We start from the raw sequence: 25,999 nt of genomic DNA on the forward strand, positions 1-25,999 counted from the left end.
ATGTACCACCTGCTGCGCCTGGGCCCCGTCCCGCTCTCCGAAGGCCACGTCCACGTCTACCTGCGCATCGCGGACTCGGGGGACTTCGCGCCGCCGGTGTTCGCGCCCGAGGGCGAGGAGGGAGCGCGCGCGGGACTCGGCGAGCTCCTGCAGGGGCTGGACCCCGCGGAGGTGCGCTGCGAGCCCGCGCTGCGCGAGGTGGCCGCCCCCTTCGGCGTGCACCCCGCGCCCCCGCCGCTCGCCGCGCTCGCGCAGCGCGCCGCCATCGCCACCTTCATGGCCTGGGGCCAGCGGGGGCTCGCGAGCCTCGGCTCGGACAAGGCGCTGCTGCTCCTGCAGGCCACGGCGGAGTTCTGGGAGGCGCGCCCCTGGCAGCGCTGGGACGACGCGCAGGGCTTCGACGTGATGGTGAGCGGGCCGCTCTCGCACACCTTCGAGGGCAGCGTGTTCGGGCAGGGGGAGCAGGACGTGGGGCTCGCGCTCTACCTGCAGCCGGGCGCGCTGCGCACGCTCACCGACCTGCAGGGCCACGGCCACGCGGAGGCGGCGCGGAGGCTGCCCGCCATCGCCGTCACCCTGGACGACAAGCCCGCCTACGCCACCGAGGCGCTCGCGGCCGCGGGGCGCGCGGCGCGCGTGCCCCTGCCGCTCAAGACGGGCCCCCAGGGTATCGGGCTGCCCTCGCCCGTGGAGGTGCTGGTGCTGGTGGCCACGCTGCGCGCGGTGGCCCGGCTCAGCCCCGAGCAGCGCGAGGCGGTGAGCCAGGTGGTGGCCGAGGACGGCGAGATGACCGTGCGCGTGCTCGCCCCGCCCCCGCGCGTGAAGAACTAGGCGCGCGGGCCTCCGAGCGTCCCGCACGCGACGCGCGGCCGGGGCCAGTGTCGGGGACCCGTCAGCTGCCCCGGTCCGGCGTTTGGGCCCCAGGCCCGCAACGGGCGAAGAAGTGGAGAGCCCCGCCTGCACGCGGGCGGGGCCGGCGCAGGGGGGACCACCGGATGGGGCTGCGCACGAGCGAGCCGACACGCATCCTGCTCGTCGACGACGACGCGAAGGGCCTCGCTGCGCTCGAGGCCACGCTCGCGCCGCTGCAGCAGATCCTGGTGCCCGCGCACAGCGGGCGCGAGGCGCTGCGCCAGCTGCTGCACCACGACTTCGCCGCCATCATCCTGGACGTGATGCTGCCGGACCTGGACGGCTTCGAGACGGCGCGGCTCATCCGCGACCGCGAGCGCAGCCGGCAGACCCCCATCCTCTTCCTCACCGCGCTGGGGCGCTCGGAGCTGCCGGAGATGCGCGCCTACGCGGTGGGCGCGGTGGACGTGCTGTTCAAGCCCGCGGACCCGGACATCCTGCGCTCCAAGGTCTCGGTGTTCGTGGACCTGCACCACAAGACGGTGCTCGCGCGCCGCCAGCAGGAGGCGCTGCACGAGGCGCAGGCGCGCGAGCACGAGCGCGCGCTCGCCGAGGCCGCGCGCCGGCTGGAGATGGAGCGGGCGCTCGCGCGCGAGCAGGTGCTGCGCGAGGAGATGCGCGCGCTGCGGCTGCGCGAGGGGCTCTTCTCGCTCACGAGCCAGGAGCTGAAGCTCACCGTGGGCGCGCTCACGCTGGAGCTGGGCCACGCGCTGGGCCGCGCCCAGGACCTGCCGGAGCCCGCGCGGGTGCCGCGCGAGGAGCTGCTCGCCACGCTGGGCTCGCTCGAGCACCCCACGCGCCGGCTGGACGTGCTGGTGGACAACCTGCTGGACCTCAGCCGCCTGGGCGCGGGGCAGCGCGAGCTGGAGCTGGAGCTCGCGGACATGGACCTCGCGGCGCTGGCGCGCGAGGTGGCCGCGCACTTCCACGAGCCGCTCGCGCGCAGCGGCCGTCCGCTCGCGCTGCGCCTGCCGGAGGGCGGGCTGCGCGGGCGCTGGGATCGCCGGCGCCTGGAGCAGGTGGCCACCGCGCTGCTCGGCCACGCGCTGCGCCACGGCGAGGGTGGGGCGGTGGCGCTCGAGCTCGCACACACCGAAGGGGGCGAGGTGCAGCTGTGCGTGCGCCACGCGGGCCGCGCGCCCGAGGACCCCGGCCCGGTGCTCGACGCGGAGCTGCCGCCGGACCCCGCCCGCTCGGACGCGCTCGCGCTGTGGCTCGCCCACCATCTGCTGCGCCGGCTCGGCGGACGGCTGGAGATCGAGCCCGATGGCGCGGCCGGAGAGGCCGGAGGCGCAGCGGGCGGCGGCCCAGGCGTCACCTTGCGGGCACGTCTGCCGGCGGATGGGGCGGCACCCGCAGAAAAGGTTTGACCTCCACGCATCTTCGGGCAAAGGGAAAGGCGTGTCCGAAGCGTCCCTCCCACCGCGCGTCCAGCGCTTCATCGAGTCGCACATCGACTCGATCGAGAAGCTGGAGGTGCTCCTGCTCCTGCGCGCCCAGCCGGGCCGCACCTGGACCTCCGCGGGCGTCGCGCAGGAGCTGCGCATCATGGAGGCCAGCGCCACCGGGCGCATGGAGGACCTGTGCGCGCGCGGGCTGCTCGCGTGCGAGGGCGGGGCGCCCGCCACCTACCGCTTCGCGCCGGCCTCCTCCGAGGACGCGCAGGCGGTGACCGAGCTCGCGGCGAGCTATTCGACTCGACGGGTGAGCGTCATCTCGTTCATCTTCAGCCGTCCCGCGGACCGGCTGAAGTCGTTCGCCAACGCCTTCCGGTTGAAGAAGGACTGACACGCCATGGCTGAAGCGGTCTACGTCCTGTGCGCCCTCACCTCCGCCGCCGTCGCGGCGCTGCTCTTGCGCGGCTACAGGCACAGCGGCCACCGGCTCCTCTTCTGGAGCGGGCTGTGCTTCGTGGCGCTCTTCCTCAACAACCTCTTCCTCGTGCTGGACAAGATGGTGTTCCCCACCGCGGACCTCAGCCTGGTGCGCACCGTCTTCGCCCTGCTGGGCGTGGGCACGCTGCTCTTCGGCCTCATCTGGGAGGCGGACTAGCCATGGTGTACGAGAGCCTCAAGCTGCTGCTCAACGGCGCGGTGATGATGGGCTACTGGACCGTGGCGCTCTTCTTCCTGCGCTACTGGCGCAGCAGCCGCGACCGGCTCTTCGGCTTCTTCGCGCTCGCCTTCAGCATCATGGGCGCGAACAGCGCCGCCATCGCGCTCTTGCGCGTGGACGACGAGCGCAGCTACTTCCTCTACGTGGGCCGGCTCGTCTCGTTCCTCGTGCTGCTCTACGCCATCTGGGACAAGAACCGGGCGCGCGCGCCGTAGCGTGCTTCAGCTGCCGCGCAGCTGCTCGGCGGCCTCGAGGAAGCGGCGCAGCCGCGCGAGGTGCCCCTCGGCCATGTTGGTGAAGAGGATGCCCACCGCGGGCTGCCCCTCCGGCAGCGCGCAGTGATAGCGGACCTCGCCGCACACGCGCACCGGGCCGGGCCCTCCCACGGGCAGCTCCAGCAGCAGGTCCACGCTCTCGCCCACCGGCAGCAGCGCATTGCCACCCTCGGCCCCCGGCATCAGCAGCATCCCCTGCAGGCTCAGGTCGCGGCAGCGCCCCTCCACCGCGCGCCACGCGTTGCGCACCCGCACGGGCAGGTGGCACGCCACCCGGTAGTGCTGGCGGCTGCGCGGGTAGGGCTCGGGGAGGATCGTCATGGGAACGGGGAGCAGCGGCGACGAGGTAGGGCCGTGCCAGCGCCCTCGCAAGGTTCACATCCCCCGACGGTAAGAGTTGCCGGGAGGACGCTGTCCTTCTTTCCGGCGTACAGGCCCCCGGGCGCTGCAGCCGCAGCGGAACCCGTAGCGAAGTGCAAGACCTTCGCGCACTTGCGGACACCCGCTGCGATCGCGCCGCGGCGGCACGCGCCTCGCATTGGGCCGTCCCCACCTGGGCGGCGGACGGTGGGGGGAAGGCCGTGGGGGGGCCCGGGACTTCTGCAGCGCAGCACGCCCGTCTTCCACCTTGCCCGCAGCACCCGTGCGCTCCCCGTGCTCCCCGTGCTCCCCACCCGCTCCTGCTCCTGCTCCACCGTCCATCCCCTCGCCGCGCCGTGCCCGGCGCGCAGTCCGTCTCCGAGCCTGTCGGGGGGCGCGACGCTGGTGCGCGCCCGCGGCGAGGCGAGCGGCACGCTGCTCTTCTCGCAGGGCCCCGCGGCCGCCTCTCCCCGCGCGCGCGCGGGGCTCGGCGCAAGGCTCACTCCGGGAGAGCGGCTCGGCAGCTACCGCGTGCTGCGCGTGCTGGGGGAGGGCGGCATGGGCCGCGTGTACCTCGCCGAGCACGCGCTGATCGGCAAGCGCGTGGCGCTCAAGCTGCTGCACGCGCACCTCGCCTCGGACGCGGGGCTGGTGGAGCGCTTCCTGCGCGAGGCGCGCGCCGTGAGCCGCATCCAGCACCCCAACGTGGTGCAGGTGTTCGACCTGGACCTGCGCGACGGCCGCCCCTACCTCGTCATGGAGTACCTGGAGGGCGAGAGCCTCGATGTCCACGCGCGCGGCGCGCCGCTGCCGCCCGCGCGCGCCGTGGCCCTGCTGGGCCAGGTGTGCGAGGCGCTCGCCGCCGCGCACGCCTGCGGCATCATCCACCGCGACCTCAAGCCCGCCAACGTGCTCGTGCTGCCCGCGGAGGGCGGGGCGCCCCCGCGGGTGAAGCTGCTGGACTTCGGCATCGCGAAGCAGCTGGGGCGCGCGCCCGGTGAGCCGAGCACGCTCGGGGGCCTGGTGCTGGGCACCCCCGAGTTCATGGCCCCCGAGCAGGGCGCGGAGGAGCCCGTGGATGCGCGCACGGACCTCTACGCGGCCGGGGTGATGGGCTACCTGCTGCTCACCGGGCGGCTGCCCTTCACCGGCAGCCACGCCGCCGAGGTGCTGCTCGCGCACCTGCAGCACACCCCGCCCCCGGCCCACGCGCTCGCGCCCGCGGTGCCCGAGGCGCTCTCGCGGGTGCTGCAGCGGGCGATGGCGCGCAGGCCCGGCGAGCGCTACGGCTCGGCGCTCGAGCTCAAGCGCGCGCTGGAGGCCGCGTGCGTGCCCGCGCACTTCTTCGCCCGGGTGCTGACGGCGAGCAGCGGCGCGCAGGACGAGCGGCTCGCCTGCGAGCGGGTGGGGCGCAGCGGGCTGCTGCTGCGCACCGAGCGCGCGCCGCCGCCGCTCTTCTCCCAGGTGGCGCTGCTGCTGCAGCTGCCGGGCGGCGAGCTGCCCTGCACGGGGCAGGTGGTGCGCCACGTGACGGCGGAGCAGGCGCGCACCTGGGGCATGGCCGCCGGCTACGGCGTGGAGCTGCGCGATGCGACGCCCGCGCTGCTCGAGGCCCTCGCGCGGCTGCTCTCCGGAGAGCGCCTGGCGCCGCCCATGGCCCCCGGGCCCGCGCCGCGCGAGAGCGCCGAGGCCGAGCGCTGCCTGCGCGACTTCCGCCGCCGGCTGCAGGGCTCGCACTACGCGGTGCTCGGCGTGCCCCCCAACGCGGGCCAGGAGGCGCTGCGCGACGCGGCGCGCGCCTGCCGCCGCACGCTGGAGCCGCTGCTCTCCGGCCCCCTCTCCGCCGCGCAGCGCACCCAGGTGGAGGGGACGCTCGAGCGCGTGAGCCGGGCGCTGCACGTGCTGGGGCACCCCGAGCGCCGCGTGGACTACGACGCGGGCCTGGGCAACCTCGAGGGCGTGGCGCGCTGCCTCGCCGAGGGGCTCACCGTGAGCCAGCTGGAGCAGGCGCGCCGCCGCCACCTCTCCGAGGCCCGCCGGGCGGCCGAGCCCAGCGAGCGCGCGCTCGCGGCCGCACGCTCGCTGGAGGCCGCCGGCCAGCGCGCCGCCGCGCTGCTCAGCTGCGAGGAGGCCCTGCGCCACGACCCGCTGCACCTCGAGCTGCTGCGCCTCTGGCGCGCCCTGCGCCTGCGCACGAGCGCCCCGCCTGCTGCATGAGCCGGGCGGGGGGAGACCGGGCAGGCGTGCGCAACGTGGCCTCTCCCCGTGCATCCGCTGCATGATCCCCCTCCGCACCCCATGGCCTCCGCTCCCCCCGACAGAGACTCCGACCGCAGCGCCTCCTCCTCTCCCGCTGACGACGGCGAGGGCTCCCTCCCGCCCTCCGGGCGCTTCGACCGCTTCCGCCGGCTCGCGGGGCTGGGCGCGCAGCTGGGGGTGGATGCGCTGCGCGGCGGCGCGCGCCGGCTCACGGGCGGCGAGGCGGAGCTGCTCAGCCGCGGCACCGCCGAGAAGCTGGTGGCCACGCTGGGGGACCTGAAGGGCGCGGCGATGAAGCTGGGGCAGATGGCCGCCATGGACCCGGACCTGCTCGGCCCCGAGGTGCGGCAGGTGCTCGCGCGGCTGCAGAACCAGGCGCCCGCCATGGCGTACGCCCAGGTGGCGCGCGTGGTGGAGGAGGAGCTGGGCGCCCCGCCCGAGCGGCTCTTCGCGCACTTCGAGCGCGCGCCCTTCGCCGCGGCGAGCCTCGGCCAGGTGCACCGCGCGCGGCTCGAGGACGGGCGCGAGGTGGCGGTGAAGGTGCAGTACCCGGGCGTGCGCCAGAGCCTGCAGGGGGACCTGGACAACCTGGGGCTGGTGGTGAAGACGGTGTCGCTCGCCGGCAAGGGGCTGGACGGCAGCGCCTACTACCGCGAGGTGTGCCAGGAGCTGCTCCTGGAGCTGGACTACCGGCGCGAGGCGGAGCTCGCGCGCGCCTTCGCGGCCTCCGTCGAGCGGCTGCCCGACCTGGTGGTGCCCGGGGTGGTGGACGCGCGCAGCGCCGAGCGCGTGCTCACCCTGGAGCTCCTGCCCGGCCCCACGCTCAAGGACTGGGTGCCCACGCGGCCGCCCGCCGTGGAGCGCTTCCGCGTGAGCCGGCAGCTGGTGCGCGCCATCTACGGCCCCTTCTTCCTCGAGGGGCTGATCCACGCGGACCCGCACCCGGGCAACTTCCTGGTGCTGCCTGACGGCCGGCTCGGCGTGCTGGACTTCGGCAGCATCAAGCGCTTCAGCCCGGCGTTCGTGCAGGCCAACCGCACGCTGTTCCTGCAGGCCCTGCGCTTCGAGGCGCGCGACGCCCTCTCGCTCTGCCGGGCGGTGGGCTTCACCGTGGAGCTGCCCGAGGCGGAGGCGGCCGCCTTCCTGCTCGAGATCCTGGACATCGCCGGGCGCCCCTGGCGCACGGACGCGTACGACTACGCGCGCTGCGAGATCAACGCCGACCTGCGCCGCCACTTCACGAAGAACGCCGCCAAGGCGCTCAAGGTGCGCCCGCCCCCCGAGGCCGTGCTCTTCCTGCGCGCCACCGGGGGCCTCGGGCAGAACCTGCGCCTGATCGAGGCCGCGGGCGACTTCCGCCGCGTGTTCCAGGAGGTCGCAGACCTGTTGTGAGCACGGTGCAGACCTCCTGTGACACTGCAGTGACCGTCCTGCTGCGCACCTCTTGCGCACGCCCCCTCTGACAAGCGCCCCGCGTCTGGGGTAAGACCCTCTGCGGCCGCGGTTCGGGCCACGGTCCCGGGGGGGACGCCCATGAAGCGGAAGCTCGGCGGCGAGGCCGCCACGCCGGTGCAGGGTGTGTTGCAGCGCCTGGAGGGCGTGCTCGCCCTGTTGCCCGAGGCGGTGCTCGTCTCGGATGCCGCGGGCCTCATCCTCTGGGCGAACGACGCCGCCGCGCGCCTCTTCGGGACCAGCGCCGGGCAGCTGCGCGGCCCGCTCGCGGAGCTGCCCGAGCGCTTCGGGCTGCGGCCCCTGCAGGGCCAGGCCCGCCCCGCCTCCTTCGCCGCGCGCGTGCTCGCGGGCGAGAGCGCCGTGGGCGCCGAGCGCTTCAGCATCCCCGCGGCCGGGGGAGCGGGCACGGCGAGGCGCGAGGTGCGCGCGAGCACGGTGCCGCTGCGCGGCGAGCGCGGGGAGCTCGAGGGCGCGCTCCTGCTGCTGCAGCCGGCCGCAGGCGAGGAGGGCGAGGCGGAGCGCGAGCTCGCGGCCGCGAGCGAGCACTTCCTCGCCGAGGCGAGCGTGGCGCTCGCCCAGTCCCTGGACGAGGCGCAGACGCTCTCGGCGTGCGCGCAGGTGGCGGTGCCCTTCCTCGCCGACTGGTGCGTGGTGGACCTCGCCGAGCGCCCCGAGGCCCCGGCCCAGCGCGCGGTGGCCCACGCGGACCCCGCGCTCGCATCGCTCGCGGCCGCCGTGCGCGCCACCCCCTTGCGCCCCGAGCCGGGCAGCGCGCGCGCGCAGGTGCTGGAGCGCGGCGAGCCGCTGCTGCTCGAGCCCCTGCATCCCGTGCCCGGGCGCGCGGGGCCCCTGGGGCTGGTGGGCGTGCTGGACGTGGGCTGCTGCACGGTGGTGCCCCTGCTCGCGCGCGGCCGCACCCTGGGCACGCTCACCCTGCTCAGCAGCCCCGGCGGACGAAGGCTTCCCGGCGCCCAGACGCTGGCGCTCGCCGCGGACCTCGGCCGGCGCGCCGCGCTCGCGGTGGACAACGCGCGGCTCTACGCCCAGGCGCACGCGGCCACCGAGCGCACCCAGCGCCTGCAGCGGGTCATCGCCGCGCTGGGCACCGCGCTCACGCGCGTGGAGGTGGTGGAGGTGGTGATGGGCCAGGCGCGCGAGGCGCTCGGCGCACAGACCGGCGCGGTGGCGCTGCTGGACCTGCACGGCGAGGCGCTCGAGCTGCTCTCCTCGCAGGACATCCCGGCCGCCGTGCGCGAGCGCTTCCAGCGCATCCCCCTGAGCACCCGCACGCCCCTCACCCAGGTGGTGCGCACGGGCGAGCCGCAGTGGCTGGGCACCCCGGAGGCCTACGCCCAGGAGTACCCCGCCTTCAGCGCCCTCACGCTGCCGCACACCGGCTCGCGCGCGCTCGCCGCCATCCCGCTCACGGGCGCGGGCGGGCGCACCGTGGGCGCGCTCTCGCTGGGCTTTCCCACCGCGCAGTACTTCGGGCCGGAGGACCGCGCCTTCCTCCTCGCGCTGGCGCAGCACCTGAGCCAGGCGCTCGAGCGCGCGCGCCTCTACGAGGCCGAGCACCGCGCCCGCGCGGAGGCCGAGGCCACCAGCGCGCGCGCCGCCTTCCTCGCCGAGGCGAGCAAGCTGCTCGCGAGCGCGCCCGAGCCCGAGGAGACGCTGGACGCCGTGGTGCGGCTCGCGGTGCCCGAGCTGGTGGACGGCGTGGTGGTGGACCTGCTCGTGGAGGTGGGGGAGGCGGAGGCGGCGGACCCCGCGTGGCGCGCCGCCGCGCACGTGGACCCGGGCTGCGAGGCGGCCCTGCACGCGCTCGCCCGCCGCAGCCCGCACCGGCGCGCCGCGCCCTCGCCGCTGCTGCGCCTGCTGGGCCCCGAGCGCACCCCGCGGCTCGCGCCGGTGACGGACGCGCAGCTGCAGGCCGCGGCAGAGGACGAGCAGCAGCTGCAGCTCCTGCGCGCCGCGGGGCTCGAGGGCGTGGTGGGGGTGGGGGTGCCCATCGCGTCGCGCGGGCTGCAGCTGGGCGCGGTGTTCCTGCTCGTCCAGTCCGAGCGCCCGGGGCGCCCCGGGCACTCGGACATCGCCATGCTCGCGCTCGCCGAGGAGCTCGCGCGCCGCATCGGGCAGGCCGCGGACAACGCGCGGCTCGCGCGCGAGGCGGAAGGGGCGCTGCGGCGCAAGGAGGAGAGCCTCGCGCTGCTGGACACGCTGCTGCACACCGCGCCCTTCGGCCACGCGCTCTTCGACCTGGAGCTGCGCTGCGTGCGCATCAACGACGCGCTCGCGCGCATGAACGGGCGCAGCGTGGCGGCGCACCTGGGGCGGGCCGCGCGCGACTTCCTGCCCACCGCGCTGCCCCCCGCCATGCACGCCGCGCTGGAGGCGCGCCTGCGCCAGGTGCGCGACTCGGGCGAGCCGCTCTTCGACCAGGAGCTGGAGCTGCCGGCGCCGGCCGCACCGCTCGACCTGCGCGAGGGCCCCGGCGGTGGCGGCCACGGCCGCGAGCCTCGCGAGGGGAGGCTGCACGGGCTCGCGAGCTACTACCCGGTGCGCACCCCGGGCGGCTGGCTGATGGGCATCGGGATGACGGTGCTGGACATCAGCGCGCGCAAGGTGGCGGAGCAGGCGCGCGCGCACCTGCTCTCGCAGCTGCGCACGGAGCGCTTCCTCCTGGAGGCGGTGCTGCAGCAGATGCCCGCCGGCGTGGTCATCGCCGAGGCGCCCAGCGGCAAGAGCATGCTGGTGAACCGGCGGGTGGAGGAGATCGTCCGCACCCCCAACAGCCCCGTGGACTCGGTGGACGGCTACGGGCGCGTGCAGGGCTTCCGCGCGGACGGAAGCCCCTTGCCCGCCGAGGAGTGGCCGCTCGCGCGCGCGGTGCGCCGCGGCGAGACGGTGCTGGGCGAGGAGACGGAGTTCCTGCGCGGCGACGGCACGCGCGGGGTGATGCGCCAGAGCGCCGGGCCCGTGCGCGACGCGAGCGGACGGGTGGTGGCCGCCGTCACCGCCTTCTTCGACGTGACGGAGCAGCGGCGCGCGGCCGCCGGCCAGCGCCTGCTCAGCGAGGCGAGCCGTGTGCTCGCCAGCTCCCTGGACTACGAGCAGACCCTGCAGCGCGCGATGCTGCTCGCCGTGCCCGAGCTCGCCGACTGGTGCGCCGTGACGCTCGTGCGCCGCGAGCCGCCCTTCGGCGAGGAGGTGCTGGTGGCGCACGCGGACCCCACCAAGGCGCAGCTGCTCGAGCGGGTGCGCCACCGCGTGCACCCGGACACCGACTGGGCCGTCACCCGCGTGCTGCGCACCGGGCAGGGGCAGCTGGTGGCGCAGCTGGACCCCTCCGCGATCGAGCGCTCGCAGCAGGACCCCGAGCTGGTGGCGGCCCTGCGCGAGGTGGGCATGCACTCGCTCATCTCCGCGCCCCTGCGCACCCCCGGTGGCACCTTCGGCGCGCTCACCTTCGTCTCCGCGCGCCCCGAGCGCCGCTACGACGAGAAGGACCTCGCGCTCGCCGAGGAGCTCGCGCGGCGCGCCGCGCTCGCCATCGAGAACGCGCGCCTGTACCGCAAGACGCAAGGGGCGCTGCAGGCGCGCGAGGACATGATGGCCTTCGTGAGCCACGACCTCGCGACGCCCCTGCTCGCCATCACCACCACCGCCCAGGTGCTGCAGCAGGAGCTGCCGGCGGGGGAGGCGGGCGCGGCGGCGCGCGAGCGCGTGCGGTGGATCCAGCAGTCGGTGGCCGGGATGCGGCGGCTGGTGGGAGACCTGCTGGACCTCGGGCGCCTCGAGGCGGGCCGGCTCCCCCTGCGCCCCCAGCGCCACCCGGCGCGCTCGCTCGTGGAGGGCACCTTCGAGGCGCACAGCCCGCTCGCCGCCGAGCGCGGCGTGCGCCTGGTGAGCGCGCTGCCCGTGCCCGAGGCCCCGGTGTTCTGCGACCGCGAGCGCGTGCTGCAGGTGTTCAACAACCTGGTGGGCAACGCGCTGCGCTTCAGCCCGCGCGGCGGCGCCGTCACCATCCGGGGCGAGGCGCGCGAGGGCGAGTTCCTCTTCTGCGTCGCGGACGAGGGGCCCGGCCTCTCCGCCGAGGAGCTGCCCCAGGTGTTCGGCCGCTTCTGGCGCGGCAAGGACCGCGGCCACCCGGGCGCAGGCCTCGGCCTCTACATCGCGCGCGCGGTGGTGGAGGCGCACGGCGGCGCCATCTGGGTCGCGAGCGAGGCGGGGCAGGGGACCAGCTTCTTCTTCACCCTGCCGGAGGGCTAGCGCCGCTCTCCCGGACCATCGCCCACAGCGCCTCGCCCTCGAGCACCGCGCCGAGGCCCGTGCGGGTGGCGCCCACGTGCAGCAGCGCCCGCGCGAGCGCCTCCACCGGGATGGGGCGCAGCGCGCGCAGGCCCGGCAGGTGCGCGAGCAGGTGGCTGCCGGGCGGTGGGCGGTGCCCCTCGCCCTCGAAGGCGCTGGGGCGCACCAGGGTGAAGGGCAGGCCGCTCGCGCGCACCAGCGCCTCGGCCTGGGCCTTGGCCTTGAGGTAGGCGCCCACGGGGCGCCCCGCGCCGGTGGCGCTGAGCAGCACCACGTGGTCCACGCTCCCCGCCCGGACGGCCGCCTGCAGGAGCGTGCGGGTGGTGCCCACGTCGCTCGTCTCGTAGGTGTCCCCGCTCGCGAAGCGCCGGCGCATGGTGCCCACCAGCTGCAGCAGCGTGGTGGCGCCGCGCAGCGCCCGCGCCAGCTCCTCCACCGCGTCCGGGCCCTGGAAGTCCACCAGCGCCGCGCCCGGCGGGGCGCTCGCCGCCGAGCGCCGCCGCACGAGCGGCACGAGCGCGAGCCCGGGCTGCACCTGGGGGGCCAGCCGCACGAGCGTGCGGCCCACCGCCCCCGTACTGCCCGCGACCGCGAGCCGGCGCGGGGAGGGGATTGGACGGGGGACGGGCATGGGGTCCTCTCCACGACAGCGCTGTACGCCTGAGATCAGTCTCACCCCACTGGGGGTACAATGGGAGTGCTCGGGCACCGGGTGGATATTCCCGACCTCCGCGCAACCTCCCCGCGAAGCAGTTGCCACGGCCCGAGGCTATGCTGTGGCACGCGGGGTTGTACCGGAGTGCCGTACCGCAGCGCCGCGCCGCAGGGTCCTCATGGGGGAGGAGAGGTACCAATGGATACACGAATCCGAGTGGCAATCCTGGAGGACCAGACGGTCTTCCGCGAGAGTCTGGTGGCATTCCTGGAGGGTTCGGGGCTGGAGGTCCTCGCGCGCTGCGGCGACTCGAAGAACTTCCTCGCGCGCGTGAGCCGGGACCCGCCGCACGTGGCGGTGGTGGACCTGTGGCTCGAGCGCCAGGACAGCCCGGTCGCCGAGGACGGGCTCACCGTGGTGCAGCAGATCCACGACTTCCACCCCCAGGTGCGCTCGCTGGTGCTCAGCGGCAGCCGGGACACGGACACCATGGAGCGCGCCTTCCGCGCCGGGGCGAGCGGCTTCCTCTGCAAGCTCACGGCGAGCTGCGACGACGTGCTCGCCGCGGTGCAGGCCGTGGCGAACGGCGAGCGCCTGATGCCTCCGGAGGCCTTCCCCTCCCCGGGCCACGCGACGAACGAGCCGCAGATCCCGGACGCGCTGGCGAGCCTCACCCCGCGCGAGCGCGAGGTGCTCGGCTACGTGGCGGCCGGGGCGGACAACCTGAAGATCGCCGCCTACCTGGACATCACCGAGCGCACGGTGAAGGCGCACATCACCAGCATCTACCGCAAGCTGGGCGCGGAGAACCGCACCCAGATGGCGATGCTGGCCTGCCGCCTCGGCGTCTCGCGCCCGCTCAGCGTCTGAGCCCTCTGCGAAGAGGGAGCAGGTGAGCGAAGCCGTCCCCTCTCCCTCTGGGAGAGGGTCAGGGTGAGGGAAGGGGGCGCAGCTGCGTCCCCGTCGCTCAGCCCAGCGCGTGCAGCGCCGCCCCGCCGCGCGGCTCTGTCGGCCGCAGGCCCTGCGTCACCACGCCGGGCAGCTCTACCGTGAAGCGGGCGCCGCGACCCGGCTCGCTCGCCACGCGGATGCTGCCGCCGTGCGCCTCCACCAGCTCGCGAACGATGTAGAGCCCCAGGCCGAAGCCTGCCTGGGCGCGCTCGCCCGTCACGCGCTCGAAGCGGTGGAAGATGCGCTCCTGCGCCTCGGGCGGGATGCCGCAGCCGCCGTCCTGCACGCTCAGGCGCGCGAGCGCCCCGTCCACGCTCAAGCCCACCTGCACGGGGGCCCCGCGGCCGAACTTCAGCGCGTTGGAGAGCAGGTTCGTCACCACCCGGTCCAGCCGCATCCGGTCCCACACCCCGTGCACCTCGCCCTCCACGCGCACGCTCAGGGCGCAGCCGGCCTCCTGTGCCTGGTCCTGGAAGCGGTCGGCCACCTCGCGCACGAGCGCGCCCAGCTCCAGGGGCTCGGGCTCGAGCGAGAGCCGGTTCGCCGAGAGGCGCGAGAGGTCCAGCAGGTTCCACATCATCTGCCCCAGCGTGCGCGCCTGGCGCTCGGCGCCCGCGAGCCCCTCGCGCACGGGGGCCTCCGCGCCGGGCCCCATGCGCAGGCGGCGCAGCTTGAGCTGCAGCGCGAGCAGGGGGTTGCCCAGGTCGTGCGCCGCCACGCCGATGAGCTCGAGCGCCGCCTGCGCCTGGCCCAGCAGCCGCGCGTTCTCCAGCGCGAGCGCGGCGCGCGCGCCCAGCTCCTCGGTGAAGTGCAGGTCCAGCTCGCTGTAGCTGCGGTGCGGGTCGCTCGAGTACAGCGAGAGCGCGCCCAGCACGCGCTCGCCCACCGCGAGCGGCACCGTCATCAGCGCGCGCACCTGCAGCCCCTGCAGGAGCTCCCCCAGCGGCGTCGCGCGCAGGGGGGCGGGCAGGTCCTCCGGGTCCAGCGGCGAGAGCAGCTCGGGGCAGCCGGTGTCCAGCACCGCCTGCGCGCCCGGGCTCACCCCGGGCTCGCAGGGGAGCCTGCGCACCAGCGACTCGAGCTGCGCGTGCAGCCCCGGCTGCGCGTGGCGGAAGGCCACCGCCCGCGCCCGCCCGTCCTCGCCCGGCACGTGCAGCACGCACGCGTCCGCGAGCTCCGGCACGCACAGCTCCGTGAGCGCGCGGTGCAGCTGCGCCACGCTGAGGGCGGGGTGCAGCACGCGGCCGGCCTCCGCGAAGAGGTGCTGGGCGCGCTCCACGCGGCGCCGCTCGGTGATGTCGCGCGTGAGCTCGGCGAAGCCCTGCAGGTTGCCGCGCGCGTCGCGCAGCGCGGTGAGCAGCGTCTCGGCCCAGTAGCGCGTGCCGTCGCGGCGCACCCGCCACTCCTCCGCGTGCAGGCGCCCGAGGCGCGCGGCGCGCAGCAGCTGCGCCTGCGGCAGCCCGTCCGCCACGGCCGCCTGGGTGTGGAACAGCTCGCGCGGGCGGCCCGTCACCTCGCGCGGGCTCCAGCCGCTGATGCGCTCGGCGCCCGCGTTCCACTCCGTCACGCAGCCCTGCGCATCCAGCACGCACAGCGCGTAGTCGCGGACCCCGTCCACGAAGAGCCGGAAGCGCTGCTCGCTCTCCTGCAGGTCGCGGTACAGCTGGCGGAAGGCGCGCCGCAGCAGCAGCCCCAGCGCCGTGGCCCCCGCGAGCCCCACCGCGGCCAGGCCCACGATGAGCTCGAGGCTGAGGCGCGCGAGCTCCGGCCCCTGCCACAGCGCCGCGCGCAGCGCGAGCAGGGTCACCACGAGGATGACGACTCCGGCCAGGACACAGGCCGTCAGCCCCACGCCCAACCGGCGTGCAGAGCTCCAGGAACGCTGCATGGACCACCCCCCCCACGACGGCTTGCGGCTGAGCTCGGCACGCACGCCGTACACCCGCGGGCCGCAGCATGTTCGCGCAAGCGCGAGGCCCGCGGGACCTGTCCTGCGGGGCAGGGGGGGCGGGGGCGCCCGCGCAGGCGTCCTCCCCGTGGCATGCAGCTTGCGAACGCCCCGCCGTACGGCCGCGCCGGCTGTTCGGCGGGCAACGGGGGAACGGCACATGGCAGGACGGTGGAGCTGGGCGGTGGGGGTGGCCGTGGCGTGCGCGGCGTGGGCGTGTGGCGGGAACGGCGAGCGCAACGCGCCGGTGGCTCCGCCGCCCGTGGAGGCGCCAACGCCCGGACCGCAGGACGCGGCGCCGGACGCGGGCACGCAGGCCGAGCCGGACGCGGGCACGGTGGTGCAGGAGACGCCGGACGCGGGCAACCCCGGCCCCTGGCCCACCGACGGGCTGAAGGACTACACGCGCGCGTACGCGCTGGGCGCGAACGTGCAGAGCGTGGGCGTGGACGAGGCCTACAACGTGTGGCTGCTGCGCGGCGACGAGATCGGCGTGCTGCGCCCCGGCGACACGCGCCCCACCTGGACGCGCGGCGTGGGCCAGGCCTCGCGCGGCTTCAGCGTGGACGCGCTCGCGGTGGGCTCCACCGTCATCTGCGGCGGCGGCGCCGGCAAGGCCTACGTGGGCTACCGCGCCGCGGGCATCAACGGCGTGTGCGGACACCCCCACGCGTGGATGCCCTCGCCCGGTGAGGAGTGCTTCAGCGAGGCGCGCTGGGCCGAGTACCAGAAGGGAGACCTGGACGCGGTGCAGGTGGGCGAGGACGGGCGGGTGAGCCTCGAGGAGCACCTCTTCCGCAGCGTGGGCACCTCCGGCGGCAAGACGCCGCTGGGCATCCACAACACCAACGACTACCACTTCGACGAGGACCGCACGATCCTCTCCTGCGCCCGCGTGATGCGCGGGCCGCTCAAGGGGGACCTGTACATCGGGTCCAACCACGGGGTGACCCGCATCCAGGGGCTCGTCTACAACAGCCACCGCCACCCGGGCTGGTACTACTGGCCGCCGGGCGTCCCGCACGACCAGTGGAGCGGCTCGCTCATCACGGACGGCGACTACGCGGTGGGCATCGGCCAGCAGGGGGACGTGCTCATCGCCAACCCCTGGATGGTGGGCGCCATCCGCCCCTCCGCGCCCCTCAAGGACTGGGACCGCGAGACCGGCTACGAGGGCGCGAGCCCGTGGCTGTTCCGCGGCTACAACCCCAAGCTCAACGGGCTGAACCTCGACAGTCCCGACGACTGGCGCGCCATCACCCAGACGACAGATGGAAACTACTGGGTGGGGAGCCGGCGTTACGGACTGTGGCGACTCGAGCGCCCCGTGCGCTCCGGCGGCGTCTACACCCAGGTCACCGCGCTTCCCACCTCCAACGTGAGCGCCCTGGCCGGCACGGACGACGGCGCCCTCTACGTGGGCACCGACGGCGCAGGCCTGTGGCGCCTGGAGGCGGGAAGCCTCACCCCGCAGAAGGTGGACGGGGTGGCGGGCGGGAAGGTGCTGCAGCTCGTCTACGACCCTACGCTCACGCCCTCGATGCTCTACGTGCTCACCGACGCCGGCCTCACCGTGCTGCGCGGGCCCTGAGCGCCCCTCACGGCGAGGCCCCCAGCCCGTCCGGGGCGGCCTCGCGAACCTTGCGGCGGTGGCGGTTGGGGAACAGCGCCTCCACCGCCGCGAGCCCCACCAGCAGCGCCGCCAGCGCCGCCACGGACACCAGGCCCGAGGCGGCGTGCATCAGCGGGTAGAGCGCGAGCGCGCCGAGGCCTGCCACGAGCCGCGGCACGCTCCACTCGCCCACGTTGCGCAGGCGAAAGCCCGTGAGCCCCAGCAGGTACAGCGCCGCGCCGCCGCTCAGCGCGAGCGCGGGCACCGTGTCCAGCGAGGCCTCCGGGTGGACGATGACGTGGTCCAGCCCGTCCGCCACCAGGAGGATGCCCGCCACCAGCGGCAGGTGCAGGTAGGTGAACGCGTCGCGCGCGAGCCGCGAGCGCTCGCGGCCCTGCGCCCGCTGCAGCAGCTGCGTGGCGCCGTGGTGCGTGTAGTCGAAGTAGGTCCACCACAGGGCGGCGGCCACCACCACCGTGAGCGCCGCGCCCAGCAGCGTGCGCCAGCGCAGGTCCGGTGCGTCGATGCCGATGCCCGCGATGGACTCGCCCAGCGCGAGGATGATCACCAGCGCGTAGCGCTCGGCGAAGTGCTTCGCGTGGATGGTGAGCCCGCTCGTGTCGCGCGCGAGCGGCGTCGCGTAGTCCACCCCCAGCGCCGCCGCCCACAGCAGCGCCTTGGGCACGCCGTGCACCAGCCCTGCCGCCACCAGCAGCAGCGAGCCCCCGAGGAAGCCCGGCGCGAGCCGCCACACCGCGCGCTGCTTCTCCCGCTCGCCGCGCGTGGCCAGCGCGTAGAGCGACAGGTGCAGCACCCGCACCGCGAAGTACGAGAGCCCGAAGAGCAGCCCGCCCTGCCCGAAGGCCGTGGGGATGGCCATGGCCCCCAGCATCAGGGGCACCATCGCCCCGAGCACCATCAGGCGCGCGAAGATGACCTCGTGCGCCGCGAGCCCGCTCGTCAGCCACGAGTACGTGCACCAGCTCCACCACAGCGCGAGCATCAGCGCCGTGGCCTGCGCGAGCCCGAGCCAGGTGGGGTGGTCCGTGAGGACGCGCGTCACCTGGGTGAAGACGAAGACGAAGGCGAGGTCGAAGAAGGACTCGAGCGCGGTGTTGCGCTCCGGCCCGCTCTCGCCGTCCTGCGCGTCCTCGCCGTTCTCGCCGCCGTCCTCCTGCGCGTCGCCCTGCGGCTTGCGGCTTCCCATCTCTTCAGGTGGGGGCGTGGCCCTCCCGTCGGCAAGCCACGCGGGGTCCCACGTCTGGCTGCTCGCCTGGTGCGACCGTCAGCGAACGGCAGCCCCGTCCCGATGGGGTGCTTGGTTCCCGGACGAGCAGGCTCCACGTTCGCCCGTCACGGCACGGGGAGGGCAGGGGCATGGGAGCCAGGAGAAGCCGGAGGTGGGCGCTCGCCGCAGCGCTGGGGCTCGGTGGGCTCGGCGGGCTCGGTGGGCTCGGGGGCTGCAACCCGGAGGCCCCCGTGACCGTGGCGCCCGAGGCGCCCGCGCCCGCGCCGCCGCCAGCGCCTCCGGTACCGCCCGGGCCCGGCCCCGTCGTCCCCGAGCAGGTCCCTCCGCCGCCGCAGCCTCCCCCTCCGCCGCCCGACCCGCACGCCTGCAACGCGCTCTACGCGGAGGACCTGCTGCCCACCTTCAGCGTGGAGCTCACGCCGGCGAACTGGGCCGCGCTGCAGCAGGAGTTCCAGGAGGACCCGAGCCGCGAGACGGAGTTCCCCGTCACCTTCCGCTACGGGGACGAGGTGTACCCGGACGCGACGCTGCGCCTGCGCGGCAACCACTCCTCCTGCGGCAACAAGATGCAGTTCGCCATTGCCTTCAACCACGTGAACGACCAGGGGCGCTTCCACGGCCTGCGCCGCCTCAACCTCGACCACGGCGGCTGCCACCACCTCGAGGAGCGGCTCGCGCTGTCCTTCATGCGCGACCTGGGGCTGCCCGCCGCGTGCTCGAACCACGCGCGCCTCGTGGTGAACGGCCAGTACTACGGGCTCTTCGGCAACATCGAGCACGTGAACCAGGACTTCCTCAAGCGCCAGTTCGGCAAGGACGCGGACGACGGCAACCTCTGGAAGAGCGGCAACAAGCTGCGCACCAACGAGGACACCGGCGACACGAGCGACGTGCAGCGCTTCTGGAGCGCGCGCACGCTCGCGCAGCTCTCGACGCTCGCGGACCTGGACGAGGCCGTGCAGGAGTGGGCCGCGGAGGCCACGCTGCCGGCGCGCGACAACTTCTGGATGTTCGGCTGGAACTACTACCTCTACCACCACCCCACCCGCGGCTTCCTCTTCATCCCCACGGACCTGGACCGCTCCATCTCGCTCTTCCCCTCGGGCGCGGACGACAACTTCTTCCGCCCGGAGACGCTGCAGCCGCCCGCGGACCTGGTACTCGCGGACCCCGCGTGGAACGCGCGCTACCTCGCCGCGGCGCGCCGCAGCGCCCAGGCCTTCGAGGCCGCCCGGCTCAACGCGCGCGTGGACGCGTGGTGGGCGCAGATCGCGGACGCCGCCCGCACGGACCCGCACGCGCGCTACAAGGACGAGGACGTGGTGCGGCTGAAGGAGGCCGTTCGCCTGCGCGAGGCGTGGCTGCGCGGCTGGCTGGAGCGAAACCCCTGAAGCGCTACTGGAGTAACTCGCGCAGGCGCGGAAGAGCAGCCGCGTCCATGTCGCAGACGGCCATGGCCACGTCGTAGCGCGCCGGGGCGTCCGGCGGGTTCTCGTGCACCGCCTCCACCTTCACCACCAGCGTGATGGTGTTGCCGTCCGGGTCCGCGAACACCTCGAGCTCGAGCAGCGAGCCCACCTGGGGCGCTTCGTCCGTGAGCACCATCAGCCCGCGCAGCGCCACGCGCACCGGGGCCCGGCCGACGAAGGCCGCGTAGGGCCCGGCGGGACGGCACATCGACGGGGCGTGCAGCCGCGGATAGGCGCGGTGCACCGCCTGCTGCCACGCCGCCGCGCGCTCCGCCTGGCTGGGGCGCCGCGCCGCGGAGGCGCCCCCGAGCCAGGGCAGCCCGAGGCTGTGCTTCAGCAGCTTCCACATCCCGTGCTCACTCCCGCGTGTATCGCTGGTCAGCATGGCGGCCCCTTCCTCGTGCCCTGGAGGATGTGCACATCCTCCCGCCCGCGCTGCCGCCAGCCACTTTCCTGTCACACTGGAACCAGTGCCCTCCGGTCCGGTGTCTGCTCGCGGACGCCGGATTGCCCAGACTTACGGGAATCCGTGAGTCGCTTTCAAACCCACCTGCTCCTACCTGCCCGGACTCCCCGCTCAGCCTGGAGACCCCGCGCGCGCGGCGGTGGCCACCTCGGGCCCGGGCGGGTATGGACCGCCCATGTCCGTCGCAGCGCTCGTCGAAGGCCTCAAGGTCCGCTACCTCCCCCAGCCCGAATGGGGCGTGGGGCACCTGGTCTCGCTGCAGGAGGAGGGCGCCCGGGCGCAGGTGCTCTTCCCCACGCGCGGCGAGGAGCCGGTGCTCGTCTCCACGAAGGGCGGCGCGCTGGTGCCGCACCGCTTCCTGCCGGGGGACGCAGCGCGCACCGCGAAGGGGCAGCTGCTCACGGTGGTGGGCGAGGAGCCGGGTGCGCGCGGGCTGCGGCGCTACGTGGTGCGCGACGCGAAGACGGGCGAGGAGGACGAGCTGCCGGAGAGCGAGCTGCGGGCGCTCGCTCCGCGCTCGGACCTGCTCTCCACGCTGTGCGAGGGCCGCGTGGGGGACGCGCGCGCCTTCTCCCTGCGCAAGCAGGCCCTGGTGCTGGACGACGAGCGCCGCTGCGACGCGCTGGGCGCGCTGCTCGCCTCCCGCGTGATGGTGAAGCCGCACCAGGTGGGCGTGGTGCAGCGCGTGCTCAGCGCGCGGCGGCCGCGCTTCGTGCTCGCGGACGAGGTGGGCCTGGGCAAGACCATCGAGGCGGGCATGGTGTTCAGCGCCCTGCGCCTCTCGGGGCTCGCGCGCCGCGTGCTGGTGGTGGCCCCCAGCCACCTCACCGTGCAGTGGCTCGCGGAGCTGTTCCACAAGTTCAACCAGCTCTTCACCCTGCTGGACTCCGAGCGCTACCAGCAGAGCCTCGACGAGGCGCCCGGCGTCTCGCCCTGGGCGCGCTTTCCCCTCGTGGTGACGAGCCTGGAGCTGCTCAGCCGCGGCGACGAGCACCGCGAGCAGGCGGGCAGCGAGAGCGCCTTCTGGGACCTGGTCATCATCGACGAGGCACACCACCTCAAAGGCGAGAAGGCCTTCGCCGCCGCCCAGGCGCTGGCGAAGAACAGCTGGGGGCTGCTCTTGCTCACGGCCACGCCCATGCAGCTGGACCCGGCCGAGTACCACGGCCTGCTCACCCTCATCGACCCTTCGAGCGCCCCCAGCGTGAAGGGCTTCGAGGAGCGGCTCGCGCGCCAGGAGGAGCTGAGCGCCGCGGTGCGCGCGCTGCTCGAGGGCCAGGCGAACGCCTCCGCCGTGGGCGCGCTCGCCCGGCGCTTTCCCCAGGACGCGCGCCTCCAGGCGCTCGCGAGCGGGAGGGGAGACGCCGAGCGGGCGCAGCTGCTCGAGCACCTCGCGGAGACCTACAGCCTCAGTGACCGCCTCGTGCGCAACCGCCGCGCCGTGGTGGGCGGCTTCTCCACCCGCAGGCTGCACCGCCACCCGGTGAGCCCGACGCCCGAGGAGCTGCAGGTGCGCGACCGCGCGCTGCAGCTGCTCTCCGAGAGCTCGCTGCGCGGCGCGCCGCTCGCCTCCACGCTGCGCCGGCTCGAGAGCAGCCCCGCCGCCTTCGCCGAGGCGGTGAAGGGCAGCCGGGCGCTGCAGCCTCATGCAACCGAGTTGCGTCTTCCGGCGCGCGACGCGAAGTTCCGCGCCTTCCTGCAGGTGCTGCGCGGCGTGTGGGCGCAGGAGCGGGGCGCCAAGGTGCTCGTCTTCACCGAGAGCCGCGACACGCTGGAGGCCTTGCGCACGGAGCTCTCGCGCGAGCGCATCGAGGCGCTGGGCTACCACGGAGACCTGCCCCTGCTCGAGCGCGACCGCGCGGTGGCGCGCTTCCGCGACCCCGAGGGGCCGCTCGTGATGCTCTGCACCGAGGTGGGCGGCGAGGGGCGCAACTTCCAGTTCGCCCACCACCTGGTCCACTACGACCTGCCCTGGAGCCCCTCCACGGTGGAGCAGCGCATCGGGCGCCTGGACCGCATCGGGCAGAACCACCCGGTGGAGATCCACGTCTTCGACCCCGCGGGCACCCTCGCCTCGGACGTGCTCGCGCTGCTCGCGGACGCGGTGGGCGTGTTCGGCGAGACGGTGGGCGGCCTGGACGCGGTGCTCGAGGACGTGGAGAGCCGGCTCGCGGAGCTCGCGCTGCTGCCGCGCGAGGCGCGCGAGGCCTACGCCCGGGAACTCGAGGCACGCGTGGAGGCGGCGCGCGCGAGCGTGCGGCGCGCGTACGACCCGTTGCTCGACCTGCGCTCCTTCGACCGCGCGGCGGTGGAGCGGCTCGTCGCGCGCGCCCAGGGGCGCATGGGCATCGAGGCCGATGACGAAGAGGAGCAGGCGCTCGAGGACGGGCTGTGGAGCGTGGCGCGTGACCTCGACGAGCGGCTGGAGGAGGCGGTGACGGAGCTCGCGCGGCGCGTGGGCCTGGGCGTGGACACGGACGAGCAGGTGGATGCCTTCCAGTGCGCCTTCCAGTTCGGCCACGCGCTCACGGTGGAGGCGCTGCCCGGCGTGGACGTGACGGAGGACCGCACGGTGCTGGGCACCTTCTGGCGCGACACCGCGGTGGAGGCCGAGGAGCTCGAGTACTTCGCCACCGGGCACCCACTGGTGGAGGCGCTGTTCGGCTTTCTGCGCGATGGGCCCTACGGCCGCAGCGGCCTGCGCGTGCTGCCGGCGAAGCGGGGTGCCGCGAGCGCGCGCGGGCTCGAGCTGCTCTTCCACCTGCAGCTGCCCGAGCCCGAGGACCTGAGCCCCGGCGCACGCGTGCCGAGCCGCCAGCTCGCGCGCTTCCTCGAGCGCACGCTCATCCCGGTGGCCGTGGTGGACGGAGCCGGCGGACCCAAGGCGGACGCGAAGCTGCTGCGCACGCTGGAGGCGGAGGGCCGTGCGCTCAAGGGCGACGAGGTGCACGGGGCCTTCCCGGGCTTCGGCGCCTTCGTGGACGTGGCCCTGCCGGTGGCGCAGCGCGCGGCGGAGGGCGAGCTCGCGGCGCTGCAGGGCCGCGCGCGCACGGCGATCGAGGCCGAGCGCGACGCGGCGCTCGCGCGCATGCAGCTGGCACTGTCCCACCAGGGCCTGCCGGCCGCGGAGGTCGAGGCCCAGCGCGAGGCCGAGCGCGCGCACTACGCCGCGCTCCTCACCGCGCTCGCGAGCGCGAAGGTGACGCTCGACAGCGCCTGCGGCTTCGTCCTCGAGCGCTGACGCCGCGTCCTCCCTCTCCCCCTGGGAGAGGGTCGGGGTGAGGGTGTCCGGTGACCCCTGCGCCCCCGCGTACCGGAAGCGCAAACCCGCCGTCCCACTTTCGCAAAAGCCCCGGGGCACCCGCCCCGCCGTGCCCCCGCAAGGCCGCGAGGTCACGGCACCCTCCCGCTCCCGTGCGCGCATGGCACCCTCCTTGCTCAGCGGGAGTGCAGGGGCGCCCCCGAGCCCCCGAGGTTGGCGAGCCTTCCCGGTCGCCCTCCTCGCCGAGCACGCCGCGCGCACACCGAGCACACCGACATGGACACCCTCGAACAGGACTTCAAGCTCGCCCTCCGCAAGCTGCGCAAGAGCCCGGGCTTCGCGTTCATCGCGATCCTCACGCTGGCGCTCGGCATGGGCGCGAACAGCGCCATCTTCAGCGTGATCAACACCGTGCTGCTGGACCCGCTGCCGATGCGGCAGCCGGATCAGCTGGTGCGCCTGTACGATACGGACCGCCGCACCGACAAGTTCCCCTCCTCGGCGCTGAACTTCCGCGACATCCGCGCGCAGGCCACCTCCTTCACGGACATGATGGCGGTGGACTCCTCGGACCTGAGCCTCACCGGCGTGGGCGGCGAGCCGGAGCGGCTGCAGGGCGCCGAGGCGACAGCGTCCTTCTTCTCGGTGCTCGGGGCCCAGCCTGCACTGGGCCGCGGGTTCGCGCCGGACGAGGACCTGCCGGGCAAGAGCAAGGTGGTGGTGCTGGGCAACGCGGTGTGGAAGCGCCGCTTCGGAGGTGATGCGGGCATCATCGGGCGCAGCATCCTGGTGGGCGGCGAGCCGCACACCGTGGTGGGCGTGATGCCGCCTGGCTTCGACTTCCCGCTCAACGCGCAGCTGTGGCGCCCGGTGACCTGGGAGAAGAGCATGGTGGACCCGGAGAACCGCGGCGCGCACTTCCTCAGCGTGTACGGGCGGCTCAAGCCGGGCGTGAGCCTGCAGGCGGCCGACCAGGAGGTGAAGCGCATCGCCAAGGGGCTCGAGCAGCAGTACCCGAAGAACAACACCGGCGTGGGGGCTCGCCTCGTCTCACTGCGCGAGGAGGTGCTGGGCGACGTGCAGCCCGCGCTGCTGGTGCTGCTCGCGGCCGTGGCGGCCGTGCTGCTCATCGCCTGCGCGAACCTCTCCAACCTCCTGCTCGCGCGCGCCGCGAGTCGCGAGGGGGAGATCTCCGTACGGCTCGCCCTGGGCGCGAGCCGCGGCCGCATCGTGCGCCAGCTGCTGGTGGAGAGCACCGTGCTCGCGCTGCTGGGCGCCGCGCTGGGGCTCCTCCTCGCCACCTGGGGTCTGGATGCACTGGTCGCACTGGGGCCGGAGGAACTCCCGCGTCTGCAGGACGTGAGCATCGACTCCAGGGTGCTCGCCTTCACCGGCGTGCTCGCGCTGCTCACCAGCGGCCTCTTCGGCCTCATCCCCGCGCTGCAGGCGAGCCGCGTGGAGCTCAGCCGCAGCCTCGGCGAGGTGGGCAAGGGCGGCAGCACCGGTGGGCCGCGCCAGCGCGCGCGCAACGCCCTCATCGTGGCGGAGACGGCGCTCGCGGTGGTGCTGCTGGTGGCTGCGGGGCTCCTGATGAAGAGCTTCGTGCGCCTGCAGCAGGTGGAGCTGGGCTACCGCACGGACCACGTGCTCGCGGTGGACCTCTCGCTGCCGACCACGCAGTACCCCGAGGCCTCCCCGGCGGTGGCGCAGTTCTACGACCAGCTGCTCAGCCGCGTGCGCGCGCTGCCCGGTGTGAAGAGCGCGGGCACCAGCGTGCACCTGCCGCTCAGCCGCCGCAACATGGCCAACATCATCCAGGACCTGTCCCGTCCCGAGCCCGAGCCCGGCAAGGGGGACATCACCGAGGTGCGCCTCGTGAGCCAGGGCTTCGTGGAGACGCTGCGCGTGCCACTGCTGCGTGGCCGCCTGCTCACGGACCAGGACGGCACCACCGAGGGCAACCGCGCGGTGCTCATCAACGAGGAGGCCGCGAAGAAGTACTGGCCCGGCGAGGACCCGCTCGGGCGCACGGTGAAGCTGTCGGCGGACTGGGGCAAGGGGCTGCTGGGCGGCGTGGTCGTGGGCATCGTGGGCAACACGCGCTTCGTCACGCCCACCCGGGAGCCGAAGCCCGAGACCTACGTGCCCTACGCCGAGGCCTGGGCCAACGACATGAGCCTGGTGGTGCACACGGACGGTGACCCGCTGGCGCTCGCCTCCGCGGTGCGCGCCGAGGTGCGCAGCCTGGACAAGAACCTCCCGGTGGCCAACGTGCGCACCCTGGATGCGCTGATGGGGGCGGCGGTGTCGCAGCCGCGCTTCTTCATGCTGCTGGTGGGCGTGTTCGCGGGGCTCGCGCTGCTGCTCGCGAGCATCGGCATCTACGGCGTGGTGACCCACGCGGTCTCCTTGCGCACCCGCGAGCTGGGCATCCGCATGGCGCTGGGCGCGGACGCGCGCCAGGTGGTGGGCATGGTGCTCGGCCAGTACCTGCGCGTCACCGGCGCGGGGCTCGCGCTGGGCGTGGGGCTCGCCTACCTCGCGAGCCGCCTGCTGGACAGCATGCTGTACGGCGTGGGCGGCGGAGACCCGCTCACCTACGTGGGCGTTGCGCTCCTGCTCGGGACCGTGGCGCTGGCGGCGAGCTACCTGCCCGCCTCGCGCGCCACCCGCATCGATCCGGCGCTCGCCCTGCGCCAGGAGTAG

Annotated in this window: 18 protein-coding genes; 13 read left to right on the forward strand and 5 right to left on the reverse strand. The window is 74.9% G+C overall.

Features of this window, described 5'->3' with window-relative positions:
* From FGE12_RS14170 to FGE12_RS14190, 5 genes are all read left to right on the forward strand, one after another.
* On the forward strand, positions 1–831 hold the full coding sequence (locus FGE12_RS14170) for a hypothetical protein (protein ID WP_153866991.1): 831 nt from the start codon (positions 1–3) through the stop codon (positions 829–831).
* 164 nt (positions 832–995) lie between these two features.
* Positions 996–2,282: a response regulator gene (locus FGE12_RS30330; protein ID WP_153866992.1), complete on the forward strand. Its 1,287-nt coding sequence runs from the start codon at positions 996–998 to the stop codon at positions 2,280–2,282.
* 31 nt (positions 2,283–2,313) lie between these two features.
* Positions 2,314–2,700, forward strand: a complete 387-nt coding sequence (locus tag FGE12_RS14180; RefSeq protein WP_194797870.1) for a hypothetical protein — start codon at positions 2,314–2,316, stop codon at positions 2,698–2,700.
* 6 nt (positions 2,701–2,706) lie between these two features.
* On the forward strand, positions 2,707–2,964 hold the full coding sequence (locus FGE12_RS14185; RefSeq protein ID WP_153866994.1) for a DUF5985 family protein: 258 nt from the start codon (positions 2,707–2,709) through the stop codon (positions 2,962–2,964).
* Between the two features lie 2 nt (positions 2,965–2,966).
* Positions 2,967–3,242 carry a DUF5985 family protein gene (locus FGE12_RS14190; protein WP_153866995.1) on the forward strand — a complete coding sequence of 92 codons (276 nt, stop codon included), beginning with the start codon at positions 2,967–2,969 and terminating at the stop codon, positions 3,240–3,242.
* A 6-nt stretch (positions 3,243–3,248) separates the two neighbouring features.
* On the opposite strand, the gene FGE12_RS14195 is transcribed toward FGE12_RS14190, so the two are convergent.
* Positions 3,249–3,623: a PilZ domain-containing protein gene (locus FGE12_RS14195; RefSeq protein ID WP_153866996.1), complete on the reverse strand. Its 375-nt coding sequence runs from the start codon at positions 3,621–3,623 to the stop codon at positions 3,249–3,251.
* A 444-nt stretch (positions 3,624–4,067) separates the two neighbouring features.
* On the opposite strand from FGE12_RS14195, the gene FGE12_RS14200 reads away from it, so the two are divergent.
* The 3 genes from FGE12_RS14200 to FGE12_RS14210 all read left to right on the forward strand — a co-directional run bounded on the left by FGE12_RS14200 (position 4,068) and on the right by FGE12_RS14210 (position 11,642).
* Positions 4,068–5,879, forward strand: coding sequence for a protein kinase (locus FGE12_RS14200; protein ID WP_370458979.1), 1,812 nt, complete (start codon positions 4,068–4,070; stop codon positions 5,877–5,879).
* An 81-nt stretch (positions 5,880–5,960) separates the two neighbouring features.
* The gene (locus tag FGE12_RS14205) at positions 5,961–7,313 is read left to right on the forward strand and encodes an AarF/ABC1/UbiB kinase family protein (RefSeq protein WP_153866997.1); all 1,353 of its coding nucleotides are present in this window, start codon (positions 5,961–5,963) and stop codon (positions 7,311–7,313) included.
* A gap of 141 nt (positions 7,314–7,454) precedes the next feature.
* Positions 7,455–11,642, forward strand: coding sequence for a GAF domain-containing protein (locus tag FGE12_RS14210; protein WP_153866998.1), 4,188 nt, complete (start codon positions 7,455–7,457; stop codon positions 11,640–11,642).
* Here the strand turns inward: FGE12_RS14210 and FGE12_RS14215 are convergent.
* A complete protein-coding gene (locus FGE12_RS14215; protein WP_153866999.1) occupies positions 11,623–12,312 on the reverse strand; it encodes an SDR family oxidoreductase in 690 nt (229 codons plus the stop codon). The genes FGE12_RS14210 and FGE12_RS14215 overlap by 20 nt on opposite strands.
* 240 nt (positions 12,313–12,552) lie before the next feature.
* On the opposite strand from FGE12_RS14215, the gene FGE12_RS14220 reads away from it, so the two are divergent.
* Positions 12,553–13,206: a response regulator transcription factor gene (locus tag FGE12_RS14220; protein ID WP_370458980.1), complete on the forward strand. Its 654-nt coding sequence runs from the start codon at positions 12,553–12,555 to the stop codon at positions 13,204–13,206.
* A gap of 97 nt (positions 13,207–13,303) precedes the next feature.
* Here the strand turns inward: FGE12_RS14220 and FGE12_RS14225 are convergent, their stop codons facing one another.
* Positions 13,304–15,175: an ATP-binding protein gene (locus FGE12_RS14225; protein ID WP_153867001.1), complete on the reverse strand. Its 1,872-nt coding sequence runs from the start codon at positions 15,173–15,175 to the stop codon at positions 13,304–13,306.
* A 220-nt stretch (positions 15,176–15,395) separates the two neighbouring features.
* Here FGE12_RS14225 and FGE12_RS14230 point away from each other — a divergent pair, with 220 nt between their 5' ends.
* On the forward strand, positions 15,396–16,826 hold the full coding sequence (locus tag FGE12_RS14230) for a hypothetical protein (RefSeq protein WP_153867002.1): 1,431 nt from the start codon (positions 15,396–15,398) through the stop codon (positions 16,824–16,826).
* A 7-nt stretch (positions 16,827–16,833) separates the two neighbouring features.
* On the opposite strand, the gene FGE12_RS14235 is transcribed toward FGE12_RS14230, so the two are convergent.
* Positions 16,834–18,054 carry a low temperature requirement protein A gene (locus tag FGE12_RS14235; protein ID WP_153867003.1) on the reverse strand — a complete coding sequence of 407 codons (1,221 nt, stop codon included), beginning with the start codon at positions 18,052–18,054 and terminating at the stop codon, positions 16,834–16,836.
* Positions 18,055–18,224: 170 nt separating this feature from the next.
* Here FGE12_RS14235 and FGE12_RS14245 point away from each other — a divergent pair, with 170 nt between their 5' ends.
* Positions 18,225–19,487, forward strand: coding sequence for a CotH kinase family protein (locus FGE12_RS14245; RefSeq protein WP_194797871.1), 1,263 nt, complete (start codon positions 18,225–18,227; stop codon positions 19,485–19,487).
* A gap of 4 nt (positions 19,488–19,491) precedes the next feature.
* Here the strand turns inward: FGE12_RS14245 and FGE12_RS14250 are convergent, their stop codons facing one another.
* Entirely contained in the window at positions 19,492–19,914 is a 423-nt protein-coding gene (locus FGE12_RS14250; protein WP_153867006.1) for a hypothetical protein, read from the reverse strand.
* A 292-nt stretch (positions 19,915–20,206) separates the two neighbouring features.
* Between FGE12_RS14250 and FGE12_RS14255 the strand changes: the two genes are divergently transcribed.
* Entirely contained in the window at positions 20,207–23,272 is a 3,066-nt protein-coding gene (locus FGE12_RS14255; protein WP_153867007.1) for a helicase-related protein, read from the forward strand.
* A 297-nt stretch (positions 23,273–23,569) separates the two neighbouring features.
* Positions 23,570–25,999 carry an ABC transporter permease gene (locus tag FGE12_RS14260; RefSeq protein WP_153867008.1) on the forward strand — a complete coding sequence of 810 codons (2,430 nt, stop codon included), beginning with the start codon at positions 23,570–23,572 and terminating at the stop codon, positions 25,997–25,999.

Origin of the sequence: Aggregicoccus sp. 17bor-14 (assembly GCF_009659535.1) — a bacterium.
In the GTDB taxonomy this organism is placed as follows: Bacteria; Myxococcota; Myxococcia; order Myxococcales; family Myxococcaceae; genus Aggregicoccus.

Coding starts and splice junctions, on each gene's coding strand:
- FGE12_RS14170 (WP_153866991.1), top strand. CDS start 1: ATGTACCACCTGCTGCGCCTGGGCCCCGTCCCGCTCTCCGAAGGCCAC.
- FGE12_RS30330 (WP_153866992.1), top strand. CDS start 996: ATGGGGCTGCGCACGAGCGAGCCGACACGCATCCTGCTCGTCGACGAC.
- FGE12_RS14185 (WP_153866994.1), top strand. CDS start 2,707: ATGGCTGAAGCGGTCTACGTCCTGTGCGCCCTCACCTCCGCCGCCGTC.
- FGE12_RS14190 (WP_153866995.1), top strand. CDS start 2,967: ATGGTGTACGAGAGCCTCAAGCTGCTGCTCAACGGCGCGGTGATGATG.
- FGE12_RS14195 (WP_153866996.1), bottom strand. CDS start 3,623: ATGACGATCCTCCCCGAGCCCTACCCGCGCAGCCGCCAGCACTACCGG.
- FGE12_RS14205 (WP_153866997.1), top strand. CDS start 5,961: ATGGCCTCCGCTCCCCCCGACAGAGACTCCGACCGCAGCGCCTCCTCC.
- FGE12_RS14210 (WP_153866998.1), top strand. CDS start 7,455: ATGAAGCGGAAGCTCGGCGGCGAGGCCGCCACGCCGGTGCAGGGTGTG.
- FGE12_RS14215 (WP_153866999.1), bottom strand. CDS start 12,312: ATGCCCGTCCCCCGTCCAATCCCCTCCCCGCGCCGGCTCGCGGTCGCG.
- FGE12_RS14225 (WP_153867001.1), bottom strand. CDS start 15,175: ATGCAGCGTTCCTGGAGCTCTGCACGCCGGTTGGGCGTGGGGCTGACG.
- FGE12_RS14230 (WP_153867002.1), top strand. CDS start 15,396: ATGGCAGGACGGTGGAGCTGGGCGGTGGGGGTGGCCGTGGCGTGCGCG.
- FGE12_RS14235 (WP_153867003.1), bottom strand. CDS start 18,054: ATGGGAAGCCGCAAGCCGCAGGGCGACGCGCAGGAGGACGGCGGCGAG.
- FGE12_RS14245 (WP_194797871.1), top strand. CDS start 18,225: ATGGGAGCCAGGAGAAGCCGGAGGTGGGCGCTCGCCGCAGCGCTGGGG.
- FGE12_RS14250 (WP_153867006.1), bottom strand. CDS start 19,914: ATGTGGAAGCTGCTGAAGCACAGCCTCGGGCTGCCCTGGCTCGGGGGC.
- FGE12_RS14255 (WP_153867007.1), top strand. CDS start 20,207: ATGTCCGTCGCAGCGCTCGTCGAAGGCCTCAAGGTCCGCTACCTCCCC.
- FGE12_RS14260 (WP_153867008.1), top strand. CDS start 23,570: ATGGACACCCTCGAACAGGACTTCAAGCTCGCCCTCCGCAAGCTGCGC.